General features: G+C 68.5%; 16 protein-coding genes. 11 read left to right on the forward strand and 5 right to left on the reverse strand.

Features of this window, described 5'->3' with window-relative positions:
* The first annotated feature begins 79 nt into the window (after positions 1-79).
* The 5 genes from HNR30_RS15880 to HNR30_RS15900 are packed head-to-tail and all read left to right on the forward strand — an operon-like array spanning position 80 to position 3,331.
* Positions 80-970, forward strand: a complete 891-nt coding sequence (locus tag HNR30_RS15880; protein WP_246378597.1) for an ABC transporter substrate-binding protein — start codon at positions 80-82, stop codon at positions 968-970.
* Between the two features lie 33 nt (positions 971-1,003).
* Entirely contained in the window at positions 1,004-1,843 is an 840-nt protein-coding gene (locus tag HNR30_RS15885; protein ID WP_181610614.1) for an amino acid ABC transporter permease, read from the forward strand.
* Positions 1,840-2,592, forward strand: coding sequence for an amino acid ABC transporter ATP-binding protein (locus HNR30_RS15890; protein WP_181610615.1), 753 nt, complete (start codon positions 1,840-1,842; stop codon positions 2,590-2,592). Before HNR30_RS15885 ends, HNR30_RS15890 begins: the two co-directional genes overlap by 4 nt.
* Positions 2,593-2,648: 56 nt before the next feature.
* Complete coding sequence (locus HNR30_RS15895) at positions 2,649-3,125, forward strand: DUF2975 domain-containing protein (RefSeq protein ID WP_181610616.1); 477 nt, start codon at positions 2,649-2,651, stop codon at positions 3,123-3,125.
* Positions 3,125-3,331, forward strand: a complete 207-nt coding sequence (locus HNR30_RS15900) for a helix-turn-helix domain-containing protein (protein ID WP_181610617.1) — start codon at positions 3,125-3,127, stop codon at positions 3,329-3,331. The genes HNR30_RS15895 and HNR30_RS15900 overlap by 1 nt, the downstream gene beginning before the upstream one ends.
* Here the strand turns inward: HNR30_RS15900 and HNR30_RS15905 are convergent.
* Together HNR30_RS15905 and HNR30_RS15910 are read right to left on the reverse strand one after the other, a co-directional pair.
* On the reverse strand, positions 3,328-4,764 hold the full coding sequence (locus HNR30_RS15905; RefSeq protein WP_312894438.1) for an APC family permease: 1,437 nt from the start codon (positions 4,762-4,764) through the stop codon (positions 3,328-3,330). The two genes, HNR30_RS15900 and HNR30_RS15905, sit on opposite strands and share 4 nt — an antisense overlap.
* 80 nt (positions 4,765-4,844) lie before the next feature.
* A complete protein-coding gene (locus HNR30_RS15910; RefSeq protein ID WP_181610618.1) occupies positions 4,845-6,140 on the reverse strand; it encodes an MATE family efflux transporter in 1,296 nt (431 codons plus the stop codon).
* 257 nt (positions 6,141-6,397) lie between these two features.
* Here HNR30_RS15910 and dnaB point away from each other — a divergent pair, with 257 nt between their 5' ends.
* The 4 genes from dnaB to HNR30_RS15930 all read left to right on the forward strand — a co-directional run bounded on the left by dnaB (position 6,398) and on the right by HNR30_RS15930 (position 14,002).
* Entirely contained in the window at positions 6,398-9,232 is a 2,835-nt protein-coding gene (gene dnaB / locus HNR30_RS15915) for a replicative DNA helicase (RefSeq protein ID WP_181610619.1), read from the forward strand.
* Positions 9,233-9,330: 98 nt separating this feature from the next.
* Positions 9,331-12,876, forward strand: a complete 3,546-nt coding sequence (dnaE, locus tag HNR30_RS15920; RefSeq protein WP_181610620.1) for a DNA polymerase III subunit alpha — start codon at positions 9,331-9,333, stop codon at positions 12,874-12,876.
* A 21-nt stretch (positions 12,877-12,897) separates the two neighbouring features.
* On the forward strand, positions 12,898-13,599 hold the full coding sequence (locus HNR30_RS15925) for an HAD family hydrolase (RefSeq protein WP_181610621.1): 702 nt from the start codon (positions 12,898-12,900) through the stop codon (positions 13,597-13,599).
* A 16-nt stretch (positions 13,600-13,615) separates the two neighbouring features.
* Positions 13,616-14,002, forward strand: coding sequence for a hypothetical protein (locus HNR30_RS15930; RefSeq protein WP_181610622.1), 387 nt, complete (start codon positions 13,616-13,618; stop codon positions 14,000-14,002).
* Here the strand turns inward: HNR30_RS15930 and ilvD are convergent.
* A complete protein-coding gene (gene ilvD, locus HNR30_RS15935) occupies positions 13,988-15,838 on the reverse strand; it encodes a dihydroxy-acid dehydratase (protein ID WP_181610623.1) in 1,851 nt (616 codons plus the stop codon). The genes HNR30_RS15930 and ilvD overlap by 15 nt on opposite strands.
* A gap of 95 nt (positions 15,839-15,933) precedes the next feature.
* On the opposite strand from ilvD, the gene HNR30_RS15940 reads away from it, so the two are divergent.
* Both HNR30_RS15940 and HNR30_RS15945 read left to right on the forward strand, forming a co-directional pair.
* The gene (locus HNR30_RS15940) at positions 15,934-16,527 is read left to right on the forward strand and encodes a TetR/AcrR family transcriptional regulator (RefSeq protein WP_181610624.1); all 594 of its coding nucleotides are present in this window, start codon (positions 15,934-15,936) and stop codon (positions 16,525-16,527) included.
* Between the two features lie 15 nt (positions 16,528-16,542).
* Positions 16,543-16,986 carry a universal stress protein gene (locus HNR30_RS15945; protein ID WP_181610625.1) on the forward strand — a complete coding sequence of 148 codons (444 nt, stop codon included), beginning with the start codon at positions 16,543-16,545 and terminating at the stop codon, positions 16,984-16,986.
* Here the strand turns inward: HNR30_RS15945 and soxR are convergent.
* Positions 16,967-17,440: a redox-sensitive transcriptional activator SoxR gene (gene soxR / locus HNR30_RS15950; protein WP_181610626.1), complete on the reverse strand. Its 474-nt coding sequence runs from the start codon at positions 17,438-17,440 to the stop codon at positions 16,967-16,969. The genes HNR30_RS15945 and soxR overlap by 20 nt on opposite strands.
* On the reverse strand, positions 17,440-18,156 hold the full coding sequence (locus HNR30_RS15955; protein ID WP_181610627.1) for a metallophosphoesterase: 717 nt from the start codon (positions 18,154-18,156) through the stop codon (positions 17,440-17,442). The genes soxR and HNR30_RS15955 overlap by 1 nt, the downstream gene beginning before the upstream one ends.
* Positions 18,157-18,174: the final 18 nt, after the last annotated feature.

Below are 18,174 nucleotides of genomic sequence, written 5' to 3' on the forward strand. Positions count from 1 at the left end.
TCAACCCACCCCCTCCCGCATGATTCCCTATCCAGTTGGCGTAGAATGCGCGCAGTTCCCTCGCTCGTACTCCGGAGGCATGATCATGGCTCGACCCTCGCTGCTGCTCGTGACCGGCGCACTCGCGCTGGCGGCCGTGGCCTGTGCCCCCGCCGACAACACCACGAGCTCCACCACCGCCGCCTCGCCCGCCGGCAGCGCGAGCGCTCCCGCCACGGCCTGCACCAAGGAGCAGCTCAAGCTGATCACCCCGGGCACGCTGACGATCGGCACCGACAAGCCGGCCTACGAGCCGTGGTTCAAGGACGACGATCCTGCCAACGGCCAGGGTTTCGAGAGCGCGGTCGCCTATGCCGTCGCCGGGGAGCTGGGTTTCGACCGCAGCGAGGTCAAGTGGGAGACGGTCAAGTTCGACACCGCCTTCGCTCCGGGCCAGAAGAAGTTCGACTTCGACATCAACCAGGTCTCCATCAGCCCCGAGCGGGCCAAGGCGGTCGACTTCAGCAACGGCTACTACACCGTCAAGCAGGCGGTCGTCGCGATCAAGGGCGGCAAGTTCGCCGAGGCGAAGTCGCTGGCAGAGCTCAAGGACGCCAAGATCGGCGTGCAGGTCGGCACCACCTCGCTGGAGGCCGTCACCAGTGTGATCCAGCCGAGTGCGCAGCCGAGCGTCTTCAACGACCAGATCGACGCGGTGAACGCCCTGAAGAACAAGCAGGTCGACGCGATCGTCGTGGACCTGCCGACCGCGTTCTACGTGACCGCGGCGCAGGTCGAGAACTCCGCGATCGTCGGCCAGTTCAGCGCGACGGGCAGCACGCCGGAGGAGTTCGGCCTGGTGATGGAGAAGGGCAACACGCTGAAGAGCTGCGTCGACAAGGCCGTCGACGCGCTCAAGAGCAAGGGCGAGCTCGACAAGATCGAGCAGGAGTGGCTGAGCGCCGCCGCGGGCGCGCCCGAGCTCCAGTAGCCGCGGGCGAGGAGAGCCGAGCACGAAGAGCACATGGTGAGCTACGTCAAGAGCGAGCGCCAGGCCGAGCGCGAGAAGATCCGCAAGTCGCGGACCCTCCGCTCGGCCTCCACAGCCACGATCTCGACGATCATCTTCCTGGTCCTCGTCGTCTACGTGGTGACCAACGCCCCGGGCTGGCAGCGGGTCGAGGAGACCTTCTTCAGCTGGGAGAACTTCACCAAGGCCCTCCCTGACGTGGCCGAGGGCTTTCTGATCAACATCAAGATCTTCATGATCGCCGAGCCGTTGATCCTGATCGTCGGCCTCCTGGTGGCGCTGGTCAGAGGCCTGAAGTCGCCGGTCTTCTTCCCCTTGCGCGCGCTGGCGATCGCCTATACCGACCTCTTCCGCGGCGTCCCCACCCTGCTCCTGGTCCTGCTCATCGGTTTCGGCCTGCCCGCGCTGAACCTCCAGGGCGCCCCCAACGACCCGGTGACCCTGGGCATCATCGCGCTGACGCTGTCATACGGCGCGTACGTGGCCGAGGTGTTCAGGTCGGGCATCGAGTCGGTCCACCCCAGCCAGGTGGCCGCCGCGCGGAGCCTCGGCCTGCCGTACGGCAAGACGATGCGGTTCGTGGTGCTCCCGCAGGCGGTCAGGCGGGTGATTCCGCCCCTGCTGAACGACTTCGTCGCGCTGCAGAAGGAGACCTCGCTGGTCGCCACGATCGGCGTGATCGAGGCGGTCAGGCAGGCGCAGATCCATGTCGCCAAGACCTTCAACTACACGCCCTACCTGGTCGCGGCGCTGCTGTTCGTGTTGCTGACCATCCCGATGGCCAGGTTCACCGACTACCTGGCGGCCAGATCGCAGCGGAGGCGCGGGGCATGACGGAGCTCAACGTCCTGACGATCGAGGGCCTGTGGAAGGGCTACCGAGGCCGTCACGTGCTGAAGGGCATCGATCTTGAGGTGGCCCCGCACGAGGTGGTCTGCCTGATCGGCGCCTCGGGGTCTGGCAAGTCGACGCTGCTGCGGTGCGTCAACCTGCTCGAAGAGGTCGACGACGGCACGATCCACCTCGAGGGCGCGGAGATCACCGACCCCCGGGTGAACGCCGACGACGTGCGCAAGCGGCTCGGCATCGTCTTCCAGGCGTTCAACCTGTTCCCGCACATGTCGGTGCTCGACAACATCACGCTGGCCCCGCGCCAGGTGCACCGGGTCCCGCGGGCGCAGGCGGAGCGGTCGGCGCGCGACCTGCTGGAGAGGTTCGGGCTGGGTGACCGGGCCGGCGCCTATCCCGACCAGCTCTCCGGCGGCCAGCAGCAGCGGGTGGCGATCATCCGTGCGGTGGCGACGCAGCCGAAGCTGCTGCTCCTTGACGAGGTCACCTCGGCGCTGGACCCGGAGCTGGTCGTGGAGGTGCTCGGCGTCATCAAGGAGCTCAAGAACGCCGGCATGACGATGATCATGACCACGCACGAGATGAGCTTCTGCCGGGAGATCGCCGACACCGTCTGCTTCCTCGACAACGGCGTGCTGATCGAGAAGGGTCCGCCCGCGCAGATCTTCACCGACCCGCAGGAGGCGCGCACCCGAGAGTTCCTGCGCAGCGTCATGGAGTCTGGACGTTTCTAGCCGTCTCGACCTATCGAATTTCGATATATAGTTATCGTTGTTCGATAGGAGGACTCATGGGCAAGCTCACTGTGCATTCCCTGCGCGTCGTCATGGTGGCCCTGCTGGCCGGCTCGCTGATCGTCCAGGCGTTCATCGTGCCGCTGCTGGCCAAGGATCTCGAGGGCCTCGACCCCGCATACTCGTTCCTGCGTGTGCCGTTGCCGGCGATCGTCTTCCTCGGCGTGGTCGCGGGCCAGGTCATCGTCGTCTGCGTGTGGCGGCTGGTGGCCATGGTCAGGCGCGGCACCGTCTTCTCGCACGCGTCCTTCCGCTACGTCGACGTCATCATCGGCGCGATCGGGGCGGGCGCGCTCCTGGTGTTCGCGCTCGGCTTCCTCCTGGCGCCGGGCGAGGCGGTCGCACCGGGCGTGGTGCTCCTGGTCGGGGGCGTCGGCCTGGCGATCGTCGGCGTCGCGCTCGTCGTGGTCGTCCTGCGCGCCCTGCTCGCCCAGGCGGTGCGCATGGAGGCCGAGCTGGAAGAGGTCGTCTGATGGGCATCGTCGTCGACATCGACGTGATGCTCGCCAAACGCAAGATGTCGGTGGGCGAGCTGGCCGAGCGGGTCGGGATCACCCCGGCCAACCTGGCGGTGCTGAAGAACGGGCGTGCCAAGGCGGTGCGCTTCACCACGCTCGACGCGCTCTGCGAGGCGCTCGACTGCCAGCCGGGAGACCTGCTGCGCTGGGAGCACGACTAGCGCCGGTGGCGCCCGCCCTTCGCAGGGGCGGCGGCCAGCAGGCTGTGCCGCCTGCCGTACAGCAGATAGACCAGCAACCCGAAGGCCATCCACAACGCGAACCACCCCCAGGTCAGCACCTTGAGGTTCAGCATCAGCCACAGCGTCGCCAGCATCGAGAGCGCGGGTACGGCAGGCGTCAGGGGCACGCTGAAGCCGCGCGGCAGGTCGGGGCGGCTGCGCCGCAGCACCACCACGCCCGCCGCGACGAACAGGAACGCGAAGAGTGTCCCCATCACGACCAGCTCTTCGAGCGTGAGCACGGGAACGAGCACCGCCACCAGCGTCGTGATCACGCCGAGCACCACGGTGGTGCGCGCGGGCGAGTGGAAACGCCGGCTGATCCGCGCCAGGCCCGCCGGCAGCAGCCCGTCGCGCGCCATCGAGAAGAGCACCCGCGTCTGCCCGACGAGCAGCACCAGGATGACCGTCGTGAGCCCGAGGATCGCGCCGATGTCGATCACGTGCACCATCCACCCCTGCCCGACCTGGGTGAAGGCGCTGGCCAGCGGCGCGTCAGGGGAGATGGCCGTGTAGGGCGCCATCCCGACCATGACCACGGCCACCGCGATGTAGATGACCGTCGCCAGTCCGAGGCTGCGGATCATGCCCTTGGGTACGGCACGCGGCGCGTTGGAGGTCTCCTCGGCGGTCGTGGCCACGATGTCGAAGCCCAGGTAGGCGAAGGCGATCGCGGGAGCGGCCGCGAAGACGCCCAGGTAGCCGAAGTTGTGACTCTGCCCCAGCAGCACGTCGATCACGGTGTCGGGCGGCGACGTCGACGGCTGCGGGTCGGCCACGAAATCGCCCAGGTTGGCCGGGTCGAAGTGCATGAAGCCCACGACGATCACCGCGAGGATGGCGGCCAGCTTGGCGATCACCATGATCCACAGCGCCCGCAACCCGATGCGCGCGCCCAGGGCGACGACGCCGGTGAGCAGCAGCAGGATCAGGGCGGTGCCGACGTTCTCGTGCACGGGTACGGCCAGCGCGCGCGTGGCGAACATCGACCACACGTGCGCGACCACGGCGGCGGCGAGCAGCATCTCCAGCAGCAGGGCCCAGCCGATCACCCAGGCCCACACCTCGCCGAAGATCACATAGGTGAACGTGTAAGCGCTTCCCGAGGCGGGGATGGTCGACGACAGTTCGGCGTAACACAGACAGGCCAGCATGCAGGCGATGCCCGCGACCAGGAAGGAGATGATCACTCCGGGCCCGGCGGTGGTGGCCGCCTGGCGTCCGGCGATGCTGAAAATGCCCGCGCCGATCATCACGCCCAGACCGAGGATGACCAGGTCGGCTGGGCGGTATACCTCCGCCAGCCGGTGCCTGGCCCCGGTACGTAAACCGGTGGCCTCGGCGGGCGGCAGGCGTCGCAGAATGGTGGTCACGACACGCTCCCGGCCATGCTTCGCTTGTGGCTCAGGTGGACAGTGCCTTACCGCAAGGCCAACTCACAAGCACGGACCGGTTACGCCCCTGTAACCAGCCAGGCGCTGCCGTACGCCCTCGTTCCCAGAGCCACCAAGCGCGCCACCATCCACACGCCGAGCGCGCACCACAGCAGCACCAGATCGGGCGCGAACAGGGCCGCGGGCAGGAAGACCAGGGTGTTCCAGATGCCGGCCCAGGCCAGATACCTCTGGTCGCCCGCGCCGATCAGCACGCCGTCGAGCACGAAGACGATGCCGCAGATCGGCTGCAGGAGCGCCACCGGCCACAGGACCGCCAGCAGCTCGGCGGTGACCTGCGGGTCGGCGGCGAACAGGCCGGGGATGACCGGCCTGGCAGCGATCACCAGCAGGCCCAGGACCACGCCCGACCACAGGCCCCACTGGACCATGCGCCTGGTCGCGGCCCTCGTCTCGGCGATGTCGCCCGCGCCGAGCGCGCGCCCGGTCAGCGCCTGACCGGCGATCGCGATGGCGTCGAGGGCGAAGGCCATGAGGGTCCAGATCTGCGAGGCGAGCGCGAACGCGGCCAGCTCGGCCGAGCCCATCCTGGTGGCCACGGCGGTCGCCACGAGCAGCACGACGCGCAGGCAGACGGTTCTGATGAGCAGGGCTATCCCGGCGGTGCCCGCCCTGCGGATGCCGGACAGATCCGGACCGAGGGGGATGCCCAGCCGCGCGGCGCTCCTGGCCACCGTGACCAGGTAGACCACGGCGCCGGCCGTTTGCGCGATCACCGTCCCCCATGCAGAACCCGCGATGCCCCAGTCCATCCCCAGCACGAACCAGGCGTTGAGCACCGCGTTGAGCACGAACGACGCCACCGCGACCACCAGCGGGGTCATCGTGTCCTGCAGCCCTCTGAGCACGCCCGTGCCGGCCAGCACCAGCAGCATGCCGGGGGTGCCGAGCAGGCTGATGCGCAGGTACGTCACCGCCATCTCGGTCTGCTCCGGCGCGGCGCCGAACAGCTCCACCACGGACGGGGCCAGCGGCCAGCCCAGCACGATCAGCGCCACCCCGATGCCCAGCGCCAGCCACATGCCGTCGACCCCGCTGCGCATCGCCTCCCGGTGCCTGCCCGCGCCCGTCTGGCGCGCCACCGACGCCGTCGTGCCGTACGCCAGGAAGACGCACAGGTTGATCAGCGTGGTCAGCACCGCGCCCGCCACCCCGAGCGCGCCCACCGCGGTCGTCCCCAGACCGTGGCCGACGATCGCGTAGTCGGCCACGAGGAACAGCGGCTCGGCGACGAGGGCCCCGAAGGCGGGTACGGCGAGCCGCAGGATCTCTCGATCTCGGGGGGTAATGGGCATCTTCAGATTATGGACCTTACTGGGGACAACTTTCTTTCCTCCACAGGCGGTGGATGAACGGGGCGCAGTTCACCCCCGGTTTTCCGCAGCCCCCTCGACTTATCCACAGTCGTCGTCCACAGCCATCCACAGCGTGTTCCACAGGCCGTCCCCAACGTTGGACACAACCTTGTCCACAGCCCATGTTGCCGTTGACCTGCAAAGACGTCAGACTGTCAGACCGGTAGGCTAGGCTTTGCTTTCGAAAGGGGGTTCGAATGAGTCTCGAGATTGTGGACGAGCCCGCAGGCCCATCCTTCGAGCGCACACCCCCTCACAACATCGAGGCAGAGCAGTCCGTTCTCGGCGGCATGATCCTTTCCAAGGACGCCGTCGCCGACGTCGTCGAGATCATCCGCGCCGAAGACTTCTATCGCCCGGCCCACCAGATGATCTACGAGGTCATCACCGACCTCTACGGCCGCGGCGAGCCCGCCGACGCCGTCACCGTCTTCGGCGAGCTCCAGAAGCGCGGCGAGATGGCCCGCGTAGGCGGCGCCGCCTACCTCCACACCCTCACCGCCGTCGTCCCCACCGCCGCCAACGCGGGCTACTACGCCAAGATCGTCCGCGAGCAGGCCATCCTCCGCCGCCTCATCGAGGCCGGCACCCGCATCGTCTCCTACGGCTACGGCGGCCAGAACGAAGAGGTCGACGACCTCGTCGACCGCGCCCAGGCCGAGATCTACAAGGTCACCGAGCGCCGCACCTCCGAGGACTACCGGCCCCTGTCGGAGATCATGCCCGGCGCCCTCGACGAGCTCGAGGCCATCGGCAGCCGCACCGGCCAGATGGTCGGCGTCCCCACCGGCTTCGCCGACCTCGACCAGCTCACCAACGGCCTGCACCCGGGCCAGATGATCGTCGTCGCCGCCCGGCCCGCCATGGGCAAGGCCCTGGCGCTCGACACCCCGCTGCCGACCCCGTCCGGGTGGACCACGATGGGCGAGGTCCAGGTCGGCGACCACCTCATCGACGCCGACGGCAGGCCGACCCGTGTCGTGGCGGCCACCGAGGTGATGCGGGGCAGGCCCTGCTACGAGGTCGAGTTCAGCGACGGATCGGTGATCATCGCCGATGCCCAGCACGAGTGGCGCACCACCACCCGCGCGGCCCGCCGCCAGGGTGCTCCCACCTCCCGCCGGCCGGCAGAGGCTGTCGAGCGTGTACGGCAGGCCTACGCCGACGCTCTGGCGCACCCGGACCGGCTTGTCACCCACCGCCAGGCCGTCGCGCTCGTAGGCGACGACTTCCGCCACGCGCTGCACACCGTGGCCCGGACGGTCGGGTCGGCGCAGAAGGCTCTGGTGCCGGTAGGCGGAGCTCAGCGACACTACGCCTGGCACGCCCCCGCCTACTCCGAGGTGGCGCTGCTCGGGGCGCTCCACCAACGTGTCACCACGCCGGCCCGGTCGATCGTTCGTCGAGACGTCGTCACCACCGAGGAGATCGCCGCGACCCTGCGCTGCGCGGACGGCCGCCCCAACCACGCCGTCAGCGTCGCCGCCGGGTTCGACCTGCCGGAGGCCGACCTTCCACTGGCGCCTTACGCCCTGGGTGTCTGGCTGGGCGACGGCGCCAGTGACAGCGCCAGGATCACGACCGCCGACGCCGAGGTCGTGTCCGCCCTCGAAAGCTGTGGCCTGCGCGTCAGGCGAGTGGGGTCGTCGATCTCCTACCAGATGACGCTTCCCGTCGACGAGACGCCAGAGCGCGAGTGCGTCGTGTGCGGGAAGAACTTCACTCCGCGCACCTCCCAGGTGCGCACGTGTGGGCGGAGCTGCGGAGGCCGAGCCCGATTCGTCTCCGAGCCCGTCCTCGCGCCCAGCTGCCCGGAGTGCGGAGGGCCGTCCACCGGGATGCGCCGCTGCCAGAGCTGTCATCGTTCCCACGGCACCGTGCAGGGCATCCTGCGGGGGCTCGGTGTGCTGGGCGACAAGCACATCCCGGCGCGGTACCTCCGCGGCTCGCTCGACCAGCGCCGCGACCTCCTGGCCGGACTGCTCGACTCCGACGGCTACGTCAGCCCCAACGGCCAGATCCAGTTCTCCGTCACCAGCAAGCGCCTGGCCGACGACGTGCACGAATTGATCCTCAGCCTCGGCTACAAGGCGACCATGCGCACCAAACGCGTCAACGGCCGCACTCCCGAGTCCTCCACCGCCTACCTGATCAACTTCACCACGCCCGACCCGGTGTTCCGCCTGACCAGGAAAGCGGTGCGGCAGGTCTCCTCGGCCCACCCCGCCACTCGCGCGCGCTACATCGTCGACGTACGGCCGATCGCGTCCGTCCCCGTCAGATGTGTGGAGGTCGACAACGCCGACCACATGTATCTAGCCGGCCGCACGTGCATCCCCACGCACAACAGCACACTCGGCCTGGACTTCGCCCGATCTGCGGCGATCAAGAACGGTATGACCACCGTCATCTTCTCGCTGGAAATGTCCCGCAACGAGATCACGATGCGTCTGCTCTCCGCCGAGGCCCGCGTGGCGCTCCACGCCATGCGCTCGGGCATGATGACCGACGACGACTGGACCAGGCTCGCCCGCCGCATGAGCGAGGTCGCCGAGGCGCCGCTGTTCATCGACGACTCGCCCAACATGTCGATGATGGAGATCCGCGCCAAGTGCCGCCGCCTCAAGCAGCGCCACGACCTGCGCTTCGTCATCATCGACTACCTCCAGCTGATGAGCTCGCCGAAGAAGACCGAGAGCCGCCAGAACGAGGTCTCCGAGATCTCCCGAGGCATCAAGCTGCTCGCCAAGGAGCTCGAGGTCCCGGTCATCGCGATGTCGCAGCTGAACCGTGGTCCGGAGCAGAGGACCGACAAGCGCCCACAAGTGAGCGACCTTCGCGAATCGGGCAGCATCGAGCAAGATGCCGACATGGTCATCCTGCTCCACCGTGAAGACGCCTACGAGAAGGAGTCACCCCGAGCCGGTGAGGCCGACCTGATCGTGGGCAAGCACCGTAACGGCCCCACCGCGACCGTCACCGTCGCCTTCCAGGGCCACTACTCCCGCTTCGTCGACATGGCCCAGCACTAGTAGCAGATTTCCCCTCGGACTCACAGACTGCTCCTGCCCGCGCGGTAGGACTAGCCTCCCAGGGCACGACGGGCCAGAACGGGGAAGGTTGGGGTCAGGTGAGTGGTTCATTCGTCCATCTGCACGTGCACACCGAGTACTCAATGCTCGACGGGGCGGCGAAGGTCAAGCCGCTGATAGCCGAGGCCGCCCGGCTGGGGATGCCGGCGATCGCGATGTCCGATCACGGCAACATGTTCGGCGCGTACGAGTTCTACCATGCCGCCAAGGGCGGCCCGGTGAAGCCGATCATCGGGATCGAGGCGTACGTCGCTCCCGAGAACAGGTTCGTCAAGAAGCCGGTCTTCTGGGGCCAGCGGGCCGAGACCGGCGTGGCCGATGCCGAGGGCGGCAAGGACGTGTCGGGCGGCGGCCGCTTCACGCACATGACGATGTGGGCGAAGGACGCCCGAGGGTTGCGCAATCTGTTCCGGTTGTCGTCGCTGGCCTCCTATGAGGGCTACTACTCCAAGCCGCGCATGGACAGGGAGTTGATCGCCCAGCACGCCGAGGGGATCGTCGCGACGACCGGGTGTCCTTCCGGCGCGGTGCAGACGCGGATCAGGCTGGGGCAGTACGACGAGGCGGTGCGGGTCGCCGCCGACTACCAGGAGATGTTCGGCAAGGACAACTACTTCCTGGAGCTGATGGATCATGGCATCGACATCGAGCGTGACGTGCGTGACGATCTGCTGCGCCTGGCCAAGCAGCTCGCGATTCCGTTGCTGGTGACGAACGACTCGCATTACGTCACCGAGGATCAGGCCGATGCTCACGACAGCCTGCTGTGCGTCGGGGTGGGCAAGAACAAGGACGATCCGAACCGGTTCCGTTTCAACGGTTCCGGCTACTACCTCAAGCCCGCGCAGGAGATGCGTTCCCTGTTCTCCGAGTTGCCCGAGGCGTGTGACAACACGCTGCTGGTCGCCGAGATGGTGGGCGACTACGACGACGTGTTCACCTATGTCGACAGGATGCCGCAGTTCCCCGACGTGCCGGAGGGGGAGACGCAGGAGTCGTGGCTGCGGAAGGAGGTGGTCGAGGGGCTGGAGATGAGGTACGGCTCGCCGGTTCCCGACGAGGTGATGGAGCGCTACGAGACCGAGATGAAGATCATCGGCCCGATGGGTTTCTCGTCGTACTTCCTCGTGGTCGCCGACATCTGCCGCTATGCCCGCGACAACGGCATCCCCGTGGGCCCCGGCCGGGGCAGCGCCACCGGCTCGATCGTCGCCTACGCGACCCGCATCACCGAGTTGTGTCCTCTGGAGCACGGCCTGCTGTTCGAGCGGTTCCTGAACCCGGAGCGCATCAGCCCGCCCGACATCGACCTCGACTTCGACGACCGCCAGCGTGACCGCATGGTCCGCTACGTCACCGACAAGTACGGCACCGAGATGACGGCCCAGGTCAACACGTTCGGCACGATCAAGGCGAAGGCCGCCGTCAAGGACGCCTCGCGCATTCTCGGCTATCCGTTCGCGGTCGGTGACAAGATCACCAAGGCGATGCCGCCTGACGTCATGGGCAAGGGCGTGCCGCTGGCCAAGCTGTTCGACGAGGGTCACCCGCGTTACGTCGAGGGCGTCGAGATCCGCTCCCTGTACGACAACGACGTCGACGTGCGCAAGGTCATCGACACCGGGATGGGCATCGAGGGCCTGATCCGCGGCACGGGCGTGCACGCGGCGGCCGTCATCCTGTCGTCGGCGCCGCTGCTCGACCTCATCCCCATGCACATGCGCGACAAGGACAAGGTGATCATCACCGGGTTCGACTATCCGTCGTGCGAGGAGATGGGCCTGATCAAGATGGACTTCCTGGGTCTGCGGAACCTGGGCATCATCGATCACGCCATGAAGATCATCGAGCAGAACCGCGGCATCAAGCTCGACACCCTGACGATCCCGCTCGACGACGCGACCACCTACCGGCTCATGGCGCGCGGCGACACCCTGGGCGTCTTCCAGCTCGACGGCGGGCCGATGCGCCAGCTGCTGCGGCTCATGGAGCCCACCAGGTTCGAGGACATCGCGGCCGTGCTCGCCCTCTACCGGCCCGGCCCGATGGCGGCCAACGCCCACACCAACTACGCCCACCGCAAGAACGCCCGCCAGGACATCGACCCGATCCACCCCGAGCTGAAGGAGGCCCTGGAGCCGATCCTGGGCACCACCTACCACCTGCTGGTCTACCAGGAGCAGATCATGGCCATCGCCCGCGAGCTGGCGGGCTACACCCTGGGAGGCGCCGATCTGCTGCGCCGGGCCATGGGCAAGAAGAAGCCCGAGATCCTGGCCAAGGAGTTCGTCAACTTCCAGGCGGGCATGCGGGACAACAAGTTCTCCGACGCGGCGATCCAGGCGTTGTGGGACGTCATGCTGCCCTTCTCGGGCTACGCCTTCAACAAGTCGCACACCGCCGGATACGGGCTGGTCGCCTACTGGACCGCCTATCTCAAGGCCAACTATCCGGCCGAGTACATGGCGGCGCTGCTCACCAGCGTCGGCGACGACAAGGACAAGGCCGCCGTCTACCTGGCCGAGTGCCGCAAGATGGGCATCCAGGTGCTGGCGCCCTGCGTCAACGAGTCGCACCTCGACTTCGTCGCGGTCGGCGACGACACGGTGCGCTTCGGCCTGGGGGCCGTGCGCAACGTGGGGGAGAACGTCGTCGAGGGCATCGTCGCCGGTCGCGAGAAGGGCGCCTACGGCGACTTCAACGACTTCCTCGACAAGGTGCCGCTGGTGGTGTGCAACAAGCGGGTCACCGAATCCCTGATCAAGGCCGGCGGCTTCGACTCGATGCGTCACCCGCGCAAGGGCCTGCTCGCCGTACACGAGCAGGCGGTCGATTCGGTCATCGGCATCAAGAAGAACGAGGCCCACGGCCAGGACTCCCTGTTCGGGGCGGTCGACGAGGTCGAGAGCTCCTTCTCCATCGCGGTGCCGGAGACCGAGTGGGACAAGAAGACCAAGCTCGACTTCGAGCGCGAGATGCTCGGGCTGTACGTCTCCGACCACCCGCTGGCCGGCACCGAGCGGCTGCTGGCGCGCAACCGCGACACCACCATCGCCGACCTGCTGGAGAGCGGCAGGGAGGATCGGGGAGACGTGAAGGTGTGCGGCCTGATCACCAAGGTGGAGCGGCGGGTCAACAAGGCGGGCAACCTGTGGGCGATCGCCACGGTCGAGGACATGGACGCCGCGGTGGAGTGCCTGTTCTTCCCCAAGAGCTACGAGTTGTACGCTCCCGAGCTGCGCGGCGACGTGGTGGTCTCGGTGTCCGGGCAGATCAACAACCGCGACGGGGCCATCTCGGTCTTCGCCAACGATCTCACCCCGATCGACGTCTCGGGCATCTCCAGCGACAGCGGGCACCCGGTCACGTTGCACCTGCGCGAGGAGCGGATCACCCCGCAGCTCGTGGAGGAGCTCAGGCAGGTGCTGGTCGCGCACGCGGGTACGGTGCCCGTACGCGTCCAGCTGCGGCGCTCGACGGGCAGGACGGTGCTGCTGGCGTTGCCGGAGTATCCGGTCAGCCCCGAGCCGTCGTTCGTCGCCGACGTCAAGACCCTGCTGGGGCCGCATGCGATCTCCCTGTGAGCTCCCGGCTACCGTGGCCGGGTGACGCTCAAGGGAATCCTGTTCGACATCGACGACACGATCTTCGACTACACCGGCTCGGAACGGCAGCGCGTGCTCCGGCATCTGGCGGACGAGGGGTTGCTCGACCGGTTCGGTTCGCCGGAGCAGGCGCTGGAGCGATGGCGGACGATCATGGAGGAGGAGTACGCCAGGTTCCTGGCCGGTGAGCTGGCCTTCGAGGAGCAGCAGTTGCGCCGGGTCGTGAGATTTCTGGACGAGGTGGGTGTCGTCCCGGACGACCCGGCCGCCTGGTTCGCCCGATACGCGGCGGGCAGGGAGACCTGGTGGGCGGCCTTCCCCGACGCCGCCCCCGTCCTGAGGGAACTGGGCGAGCGGTTCGTCCTGGGCGTGGTGTCGAACTCCGCCCTCGACCACCAGCTGCGCAAGCTCAGAGCGATCGGCCTCGTCGACCACTTCGGCGAGGCGATCGTCTGCTCGCAGGAACACGGATGCGCCAAGCCCGACCCCACGATCTTCCTGGCGGGGTGCGCCAAGCTCGGGCTGGAGCCGTACGAGACCGCCTACGTGGGCGACAAGTACGACGTCGACGCGATCGGCGCCCGCGACGCCGGGCTGACGGCCTTCTGGCTGGATCGCAACAGGAGCGGCACGCCTCCGGTGGACGGCATCCGCGTGATCCACTCGCTCACCGAGCTGCTGGATGTCACATCGCGGCTCTGAGCTCCGTCCGTATGGCATGAGCCGATTCGTCAATGCCGTCGTCGCCCTGGGCGCGTTCTTCTTCCTGGCCGGTGGGGCGTGGGCCTTCTTCTGGCCGCACAGCTTCTACTCCACGGTCGCCACTTTCCCGCCGTTCAACCTGCACCTGTTCCACGACGCCGGGGCCTTCCAGCTCGGCATCGGCGCCGCCCTCACGGCCGCGCTGTTCACCAGGGACGCGCTGATAGTGGGCCTGGCCGGGGGCGCCGCGGGTGCGGTCGTGCACGCGATCTCGCACGTCGTGGACCGCAACCTGGGCGGCAACCCCAGCGACCCGTGGACGCTCAGCGGCCTGGCGTTGCTGCTGGTGGTGGCCACGATCCTGAGATACCGGCAGCAGAGGAACAGCTCACGGAAGGCGTGAGGGGTCGCGAACGGCGCCCTTGTCGGCCGAGGTGGCCAGGAACGCGTAGGTCCGCAACGCGAGCGAGACCGGCCGCTCCCGCCGCCGCGGCCGGTAGCCGCCGTCCGACTCGAGTCGCCGCCGCCGCTCGGCGAGCACGGCGTCCGGAACGTCCAGCGTGATCGCGCGGGAGGGGATGTCGACGCTGACGGGGTCGCCGTCCTCGACCAGGGCGATGACCCCGCCCGCGGCGGCCTCGGGCGAGATGTGCCCCACCGCCAGCCCGGAGGACCCGCCGGAGTACCGCCCGTCGGTGATCACCGCGCACGTCCCTGCCAGTCCACGCCCCTTGAGGTAGGCGGTGGGGTAGAGCATCTCCTGCATCCCGGGGCCGCCTCGCGGTCCTTCGTAGCGGATGACCAGGACGTCGCCAGGCCGGATCCGCCCGGCCAGCACGGCCTGCGACGCCTCCTCCTGCGACTCGACCACGACGGCGGGCCCGGTGAAGGTCAGCAGCGCCGGATCGACCCCGGCGGTCTTGACCACGGCCCCGTCGGCCGCGAGGTTCCCGCGCAGGACGGCCAGTCCGCCGTCTGGGGAGTGGGCGTGGGCGACGTCGCGGATGCAGCCGCCCGAGGCGTCGAGGTCGAGCTCCTTCCACCGCCGCGACTGGGAGTAGGCCTGTGCGGAGGGCACGCCCCCTGGCGCGGCGTGGAAGAGCTCGACGGCCTCGGGCGCGGGGGCACCGCCGCGCACGTCCCAGTCCTTGAGCCAGGAGCCGAGTGTCGGCGAGTGCACGGACCACACGTTCTCGTTCAGCATGCCGGCGCGGTGCAGCTCGCCGAGGAGGGCGGGGATGCCGCCCGCGCGGTGCACGTCCTCCATGAGGTGGGGCCCGTTGGGCGCGACCTTGCACAGGCACGGGATCCGGGGCGACAGCTCCTCGATGTCGTCCAGGGTGTAGCCGAGCCCGGCCTCCTGGGCGGCGGCGAGCAGGTGCAGCACGGTGTTGGTGGATCCGCCCATCGCCATGTCGAGCGCCATCGCGTTGCCGAAGGCGGCGTGCGAGGCGATGGCACGGGGCAGCACGCTGTGGTCGTCGTGCTCGTAGTGGCGCAGGGCGAGCTCGACGGCGGTCCTGCCGGCCTGCTCGTAGAGGGCGCGCCTGGCCGTGTGGGTGGCGAGCGTGGTGCCGTTGCCGGGCAGTGCCAGGCCCAGGGCTTCCACGAGGCAGTTCATCGAGTTGGCGGTGAACATGCCGGCGCACGAGCCGCAGGTGGGGCAGGCGGCCTCCTCGATCCTGCGCAGGTCCTCGTCGTCCACGTCCGTGGAGACCGCCTCCGACATCGCGACGACGAGGTTGAGCCGGTCGCGGACGGTGCCGTCGGCCATGACGGCGGTGCCGCCCTCCATGGGACCGCCGGAGACGAAGACGGTCGGGATGTTCAGCCGCATGGCGGCCATCAGCATCCCGGGCGTGATCTTGTCGCAGTTGGAGACGCACACGAGGGCGTCGGCGCAGTGGGCGTTGACCATGTACTCGATGGAGTCGGCGATCAGGTCGCGCGACGGCAGGGAGTAGAGCATCCCGGCGTGGCCCATCGCGATGCCGTCGTCGACGGCGATCGTGTTGAACTCGCGGGCGATCCCGCCCGCCTCGCGCACGGCTCCGGCGACGGTACGGCCGACGGCGGCGAGATGGACGTGGCCCGGCACGAACTCGGTGAAGCTGTTGGCCACGGCGACGATGGGCTTGGTGCCGATGTCGGCGCTCGGCACGCCGCTGGCGCGCATCAGGGCGCGTGCGCCCGCCATGTTCCTGCCGTGCGTGACCGTACGGGACCTCAGTGGGGGCATGTTCTCTCCCTGGCAATCTCCAACCGTGCGGTTGGAGATTGCCAGAAGGTGAGAGCAATTGCAACCGTACGGTTGGAGTTGGATATCCTCGGCCCATGGCGTGGGACACCGAGCGAACCAGGCGGCTGCTGCTGGAAGCGGCGGTGGAGGAGTTCGCCGAGCACGGTCCGGAGGGCGCCAGGGTCGCCAAGATCGCGGCCAGGGCGGGCGTCAACAAGGAGCGCATCTACCAGTACTTCGGCGACAAGCAGGGCCTGTTCGCGGCCGTGCTCACCGACGAGCTGGCCAAGCTGGCCGCCGCCATCCCGCTACCCGCCGATCAGACGCCCGACCTGGTAGAGCACGCGGGGCAGCTCTACGACTACCACCGCGCCCATCCGCACTTCCTGCGGCTGCTCTACTGGGAGGGGCTGCAGCGCGACGCCACCGTCCAGGCGGGGCCGGAACGTGCCGGGCACTACGCGGACAAGGTGGCCTCCATCGCCGAGGCGCAGCGGCGTGGCGAGGTGACGGGGGAGATCGCCCCCGAGTTCCTGCTGTACTCCGTGGCCGCGCTCGCCGCCTGGTGGTTCGCCAGCCCGCACGTCACGCGCATGATCCTCGGCCCGGCGGCCGACGATCCGCAGGCCCAGCGAGTGGCACTGGTCACACTGGTCGACCGCATCCAGCGGAACAAACCCGATCATTAACGGGCTGTACCGAACATGAGTATTTTGATCGCATATGACGGTTCCAGTGACGCCAAGGCCGCTGTCGAGTTCGCCGCCAAGCACTTCAAGGACGCCCCGACCGTGGTCGTCTCCGTCTGGGAGCCCCTTCTTGTCCAGCTGAGGCACTACCCGGCCGCGGCCCCCGCGCTCCTGGCCGACGACCCTTCCCCCGAGGCCCAGGCGCTGGCCGAGAAGTACGCCCAGGAGGGCGCCGACCTGGCCAGGGCGGCGGGCTTGTCCGAGGTGAGCCATCGGGCGGTGGCCGACACGGAGTCGATCTGGAAGACCATCGTGGAGGTGGCCGACGAGCTCGGCTCCGACGTGATCGTGATCGGCTCGCGCGGCCTGAAGGGCATCCCGTCACTCCTGCTCGGCAGCGTGTCGAACCACGTGTTGCACCACTCGAAGCGGCCGACGCTCATCGTGAAGGGGGATTGAGCCTGGTGTCGATCCGGCGGGCTCCAGGACCCTGTCCGCCCAGCCAGTCGTGGGGGTTGGCCAGCGCGCAGGAGTTGAGTGACAGGCACCCGCAGCCGATGCAGTCGGTCAGGTTGTCGCGCAGCCGCTGAAGCTGGACGATGCGGTCGTCGAGCTCGGTCTTCCAGGCTGCCGACAGCTTGGCCCAGTCTTCGCGGGTGGGGGTGCGCCCGTCGGGGAGCGTCGCCAGGGCCTCCTTGATGGTCGCCAGCGGGATCCCGAGGCGCTGCGAGAGCCGGACGAACGAGACCCGGCGCAGCGTGTCGCGGTGGTAGCGGCGCTGGTTGCCGGCGGTGCGCCTGCTGGAGATCAGCCCCTTGGCCTCGTAGAAGTGCAGCGCGGAGACGGCGACGCCGCTGCGTTCCGCGAGCTGGCCGACGGTCAGCTCCTTGCTGTTCCACGGGACGGTCGACATCACGGGACCGGCCGGAAGTGGGTGACGAGCCTGCCGCCGGTGAAGATGTGCAGGGCGTACGCGGGTGGCAGGTCGTACGACACGGGGATCTTCGGTGCGTTCTCGAAGGGCGTCAGGCCGGTCGAGATCACACCGGGCGCGACGACCACGGGACGACCCGCGAAGGTGCCGGTCGCGGCGGTGTGGGCGTGCCCGACCAGCAGGCCGGCGATGTGCGGGTGGCGCTCGACGACCGCCTCGAGCCGGTCGACCGACTGGAGCATGATCTCGTCGACGTACGGGATGCCCAGCTCGATCGGCGGGTGGTGGAAGCCCACGAAGGCGGGGACGTCCGGGCGTTCCGACAGCACCTCGTCCAGCCACGACAGGGTCGCGTCGCCCAGGTAGCCCTCGTCGCGCCCGGGAACGCTGGAGTCGGCCAGCGCGATGGTCACGTCGGGCAGCCGCAGGGCCTGGTTGACCGGTCCGAGCACCTTCTCGAACAGCTCGGGCTGATAGTCGTGGTTGCCAGGACAGATGATCAGCGGGATCTCGGTCTCCAGCAGCGACCGGACCGTCTCGTACTCCTCCAGGAGCGAGTGGTCGGCGATGTCGCCCGTCACGATGATCGCGTCGACGGGGAACGACCTGAGCTGGTTCATCACCCGGGTCGTGCGCTCGACGCTGTCCGCGGAGCCCCCGATGTGGATGTCGCTGATATGCGCAATAACCGCCACTATCGCACTCTAGTACGG

This window comes from Nonomuraea soli (genome assembly GCF_013761175.1).
In the GTDB taxonomy this organism is placed as follows: Bacteria; Actinomycetota; Actinomycetes; order Streptosporangiales; family Streptosporangiaceae; genus Nonomuraea; species Nonomuraea soli.

Bases quoted from the DNA above. Each gene is read 5' to 3' on its own strand.
- HNR30_RS15880 (WP_246378597.1), top strand. From the start codon at position 80: ATGATCATGGCTCGACCCTCGCTGCTGCTCGTGACCGGCGCACTCGCG.
- HNR30_RS15890 (WP_181610615.1), top strand. From the start codon at position 1,840: ATGACGGAGCTCAACGTCCTGACGATCGAGGGCCTGTGGAAGGGCTAC.
- HNR30_RS15900 (WP_181610617.1), top strand. From the start codon at position 3,125: ATGGGCATCGTCGTCGACATCGACGTGATGCTCGCCAAACGCAAGATG.
- HNR30_RS15910 (WP_181610618.1), bottom strand. From the start codon at position 6,140: ATGCCCATTACCCCCCGAGATCGAGAGATCCTGCGGCTCGCCGTACCC.
- HNR30_RS15945 (WP_181610625.1), top strand. From the start codon at position 16,543: ATGAGTATTTTGATCGCATATGACGGTTCCAGTGACGCCAAGGCCGCT.
- HNR30_RS15940 (WP_181610624.1), top strand. From the start codon at position 15,934: ATGGCGTGGGACACCGAGCGAACCAGGCGGCTGCTGCTGGAAGCGGCG.
- soxR (WP_181610626.1), bottom strand. From the start codon at position 17,440: ATGTCGACCGTCCCGTGGAACAGCAAGGAGCTGACCGTCGGCCAGCTC.
- dnaB (WP_181610619.1), top strand. From the start codon at position 6,398: ATGAGTCTCGAGATTGTGGACGAGCCCGCAGGCCCATCCTTCGAGCGC.
- ilvD (WP_181610623.1), bottom strand. From the start codon at position 15,838: ATGCCCCCACTGAGGTCCCGTACGGTCACGCACGGCAGGAACATGGCG.
- HNR30_RS15895 (WP_181610616.1), top strand. From the start codon at position 2,649: ATGGGCAAGCTCACTGTGCATTCCCTGCGCGTCGTCATGGTGGCCCTG.
- HNR30_RS15885 (WP_181610614.1), top strand. From the start codon at position 1,004: ATGGTGAGCTACGTCAAGAGCGAGCGCCAGGCCGAGCGCGAGAAGATC.
- HNR30_RS15930 (WP_181610622.1), top strand. From the start codon at position 13,616: ATGAGCCGATTCGTCAATGCCGTCGTCGCCCTGGGCGCGTTCTTCTTC.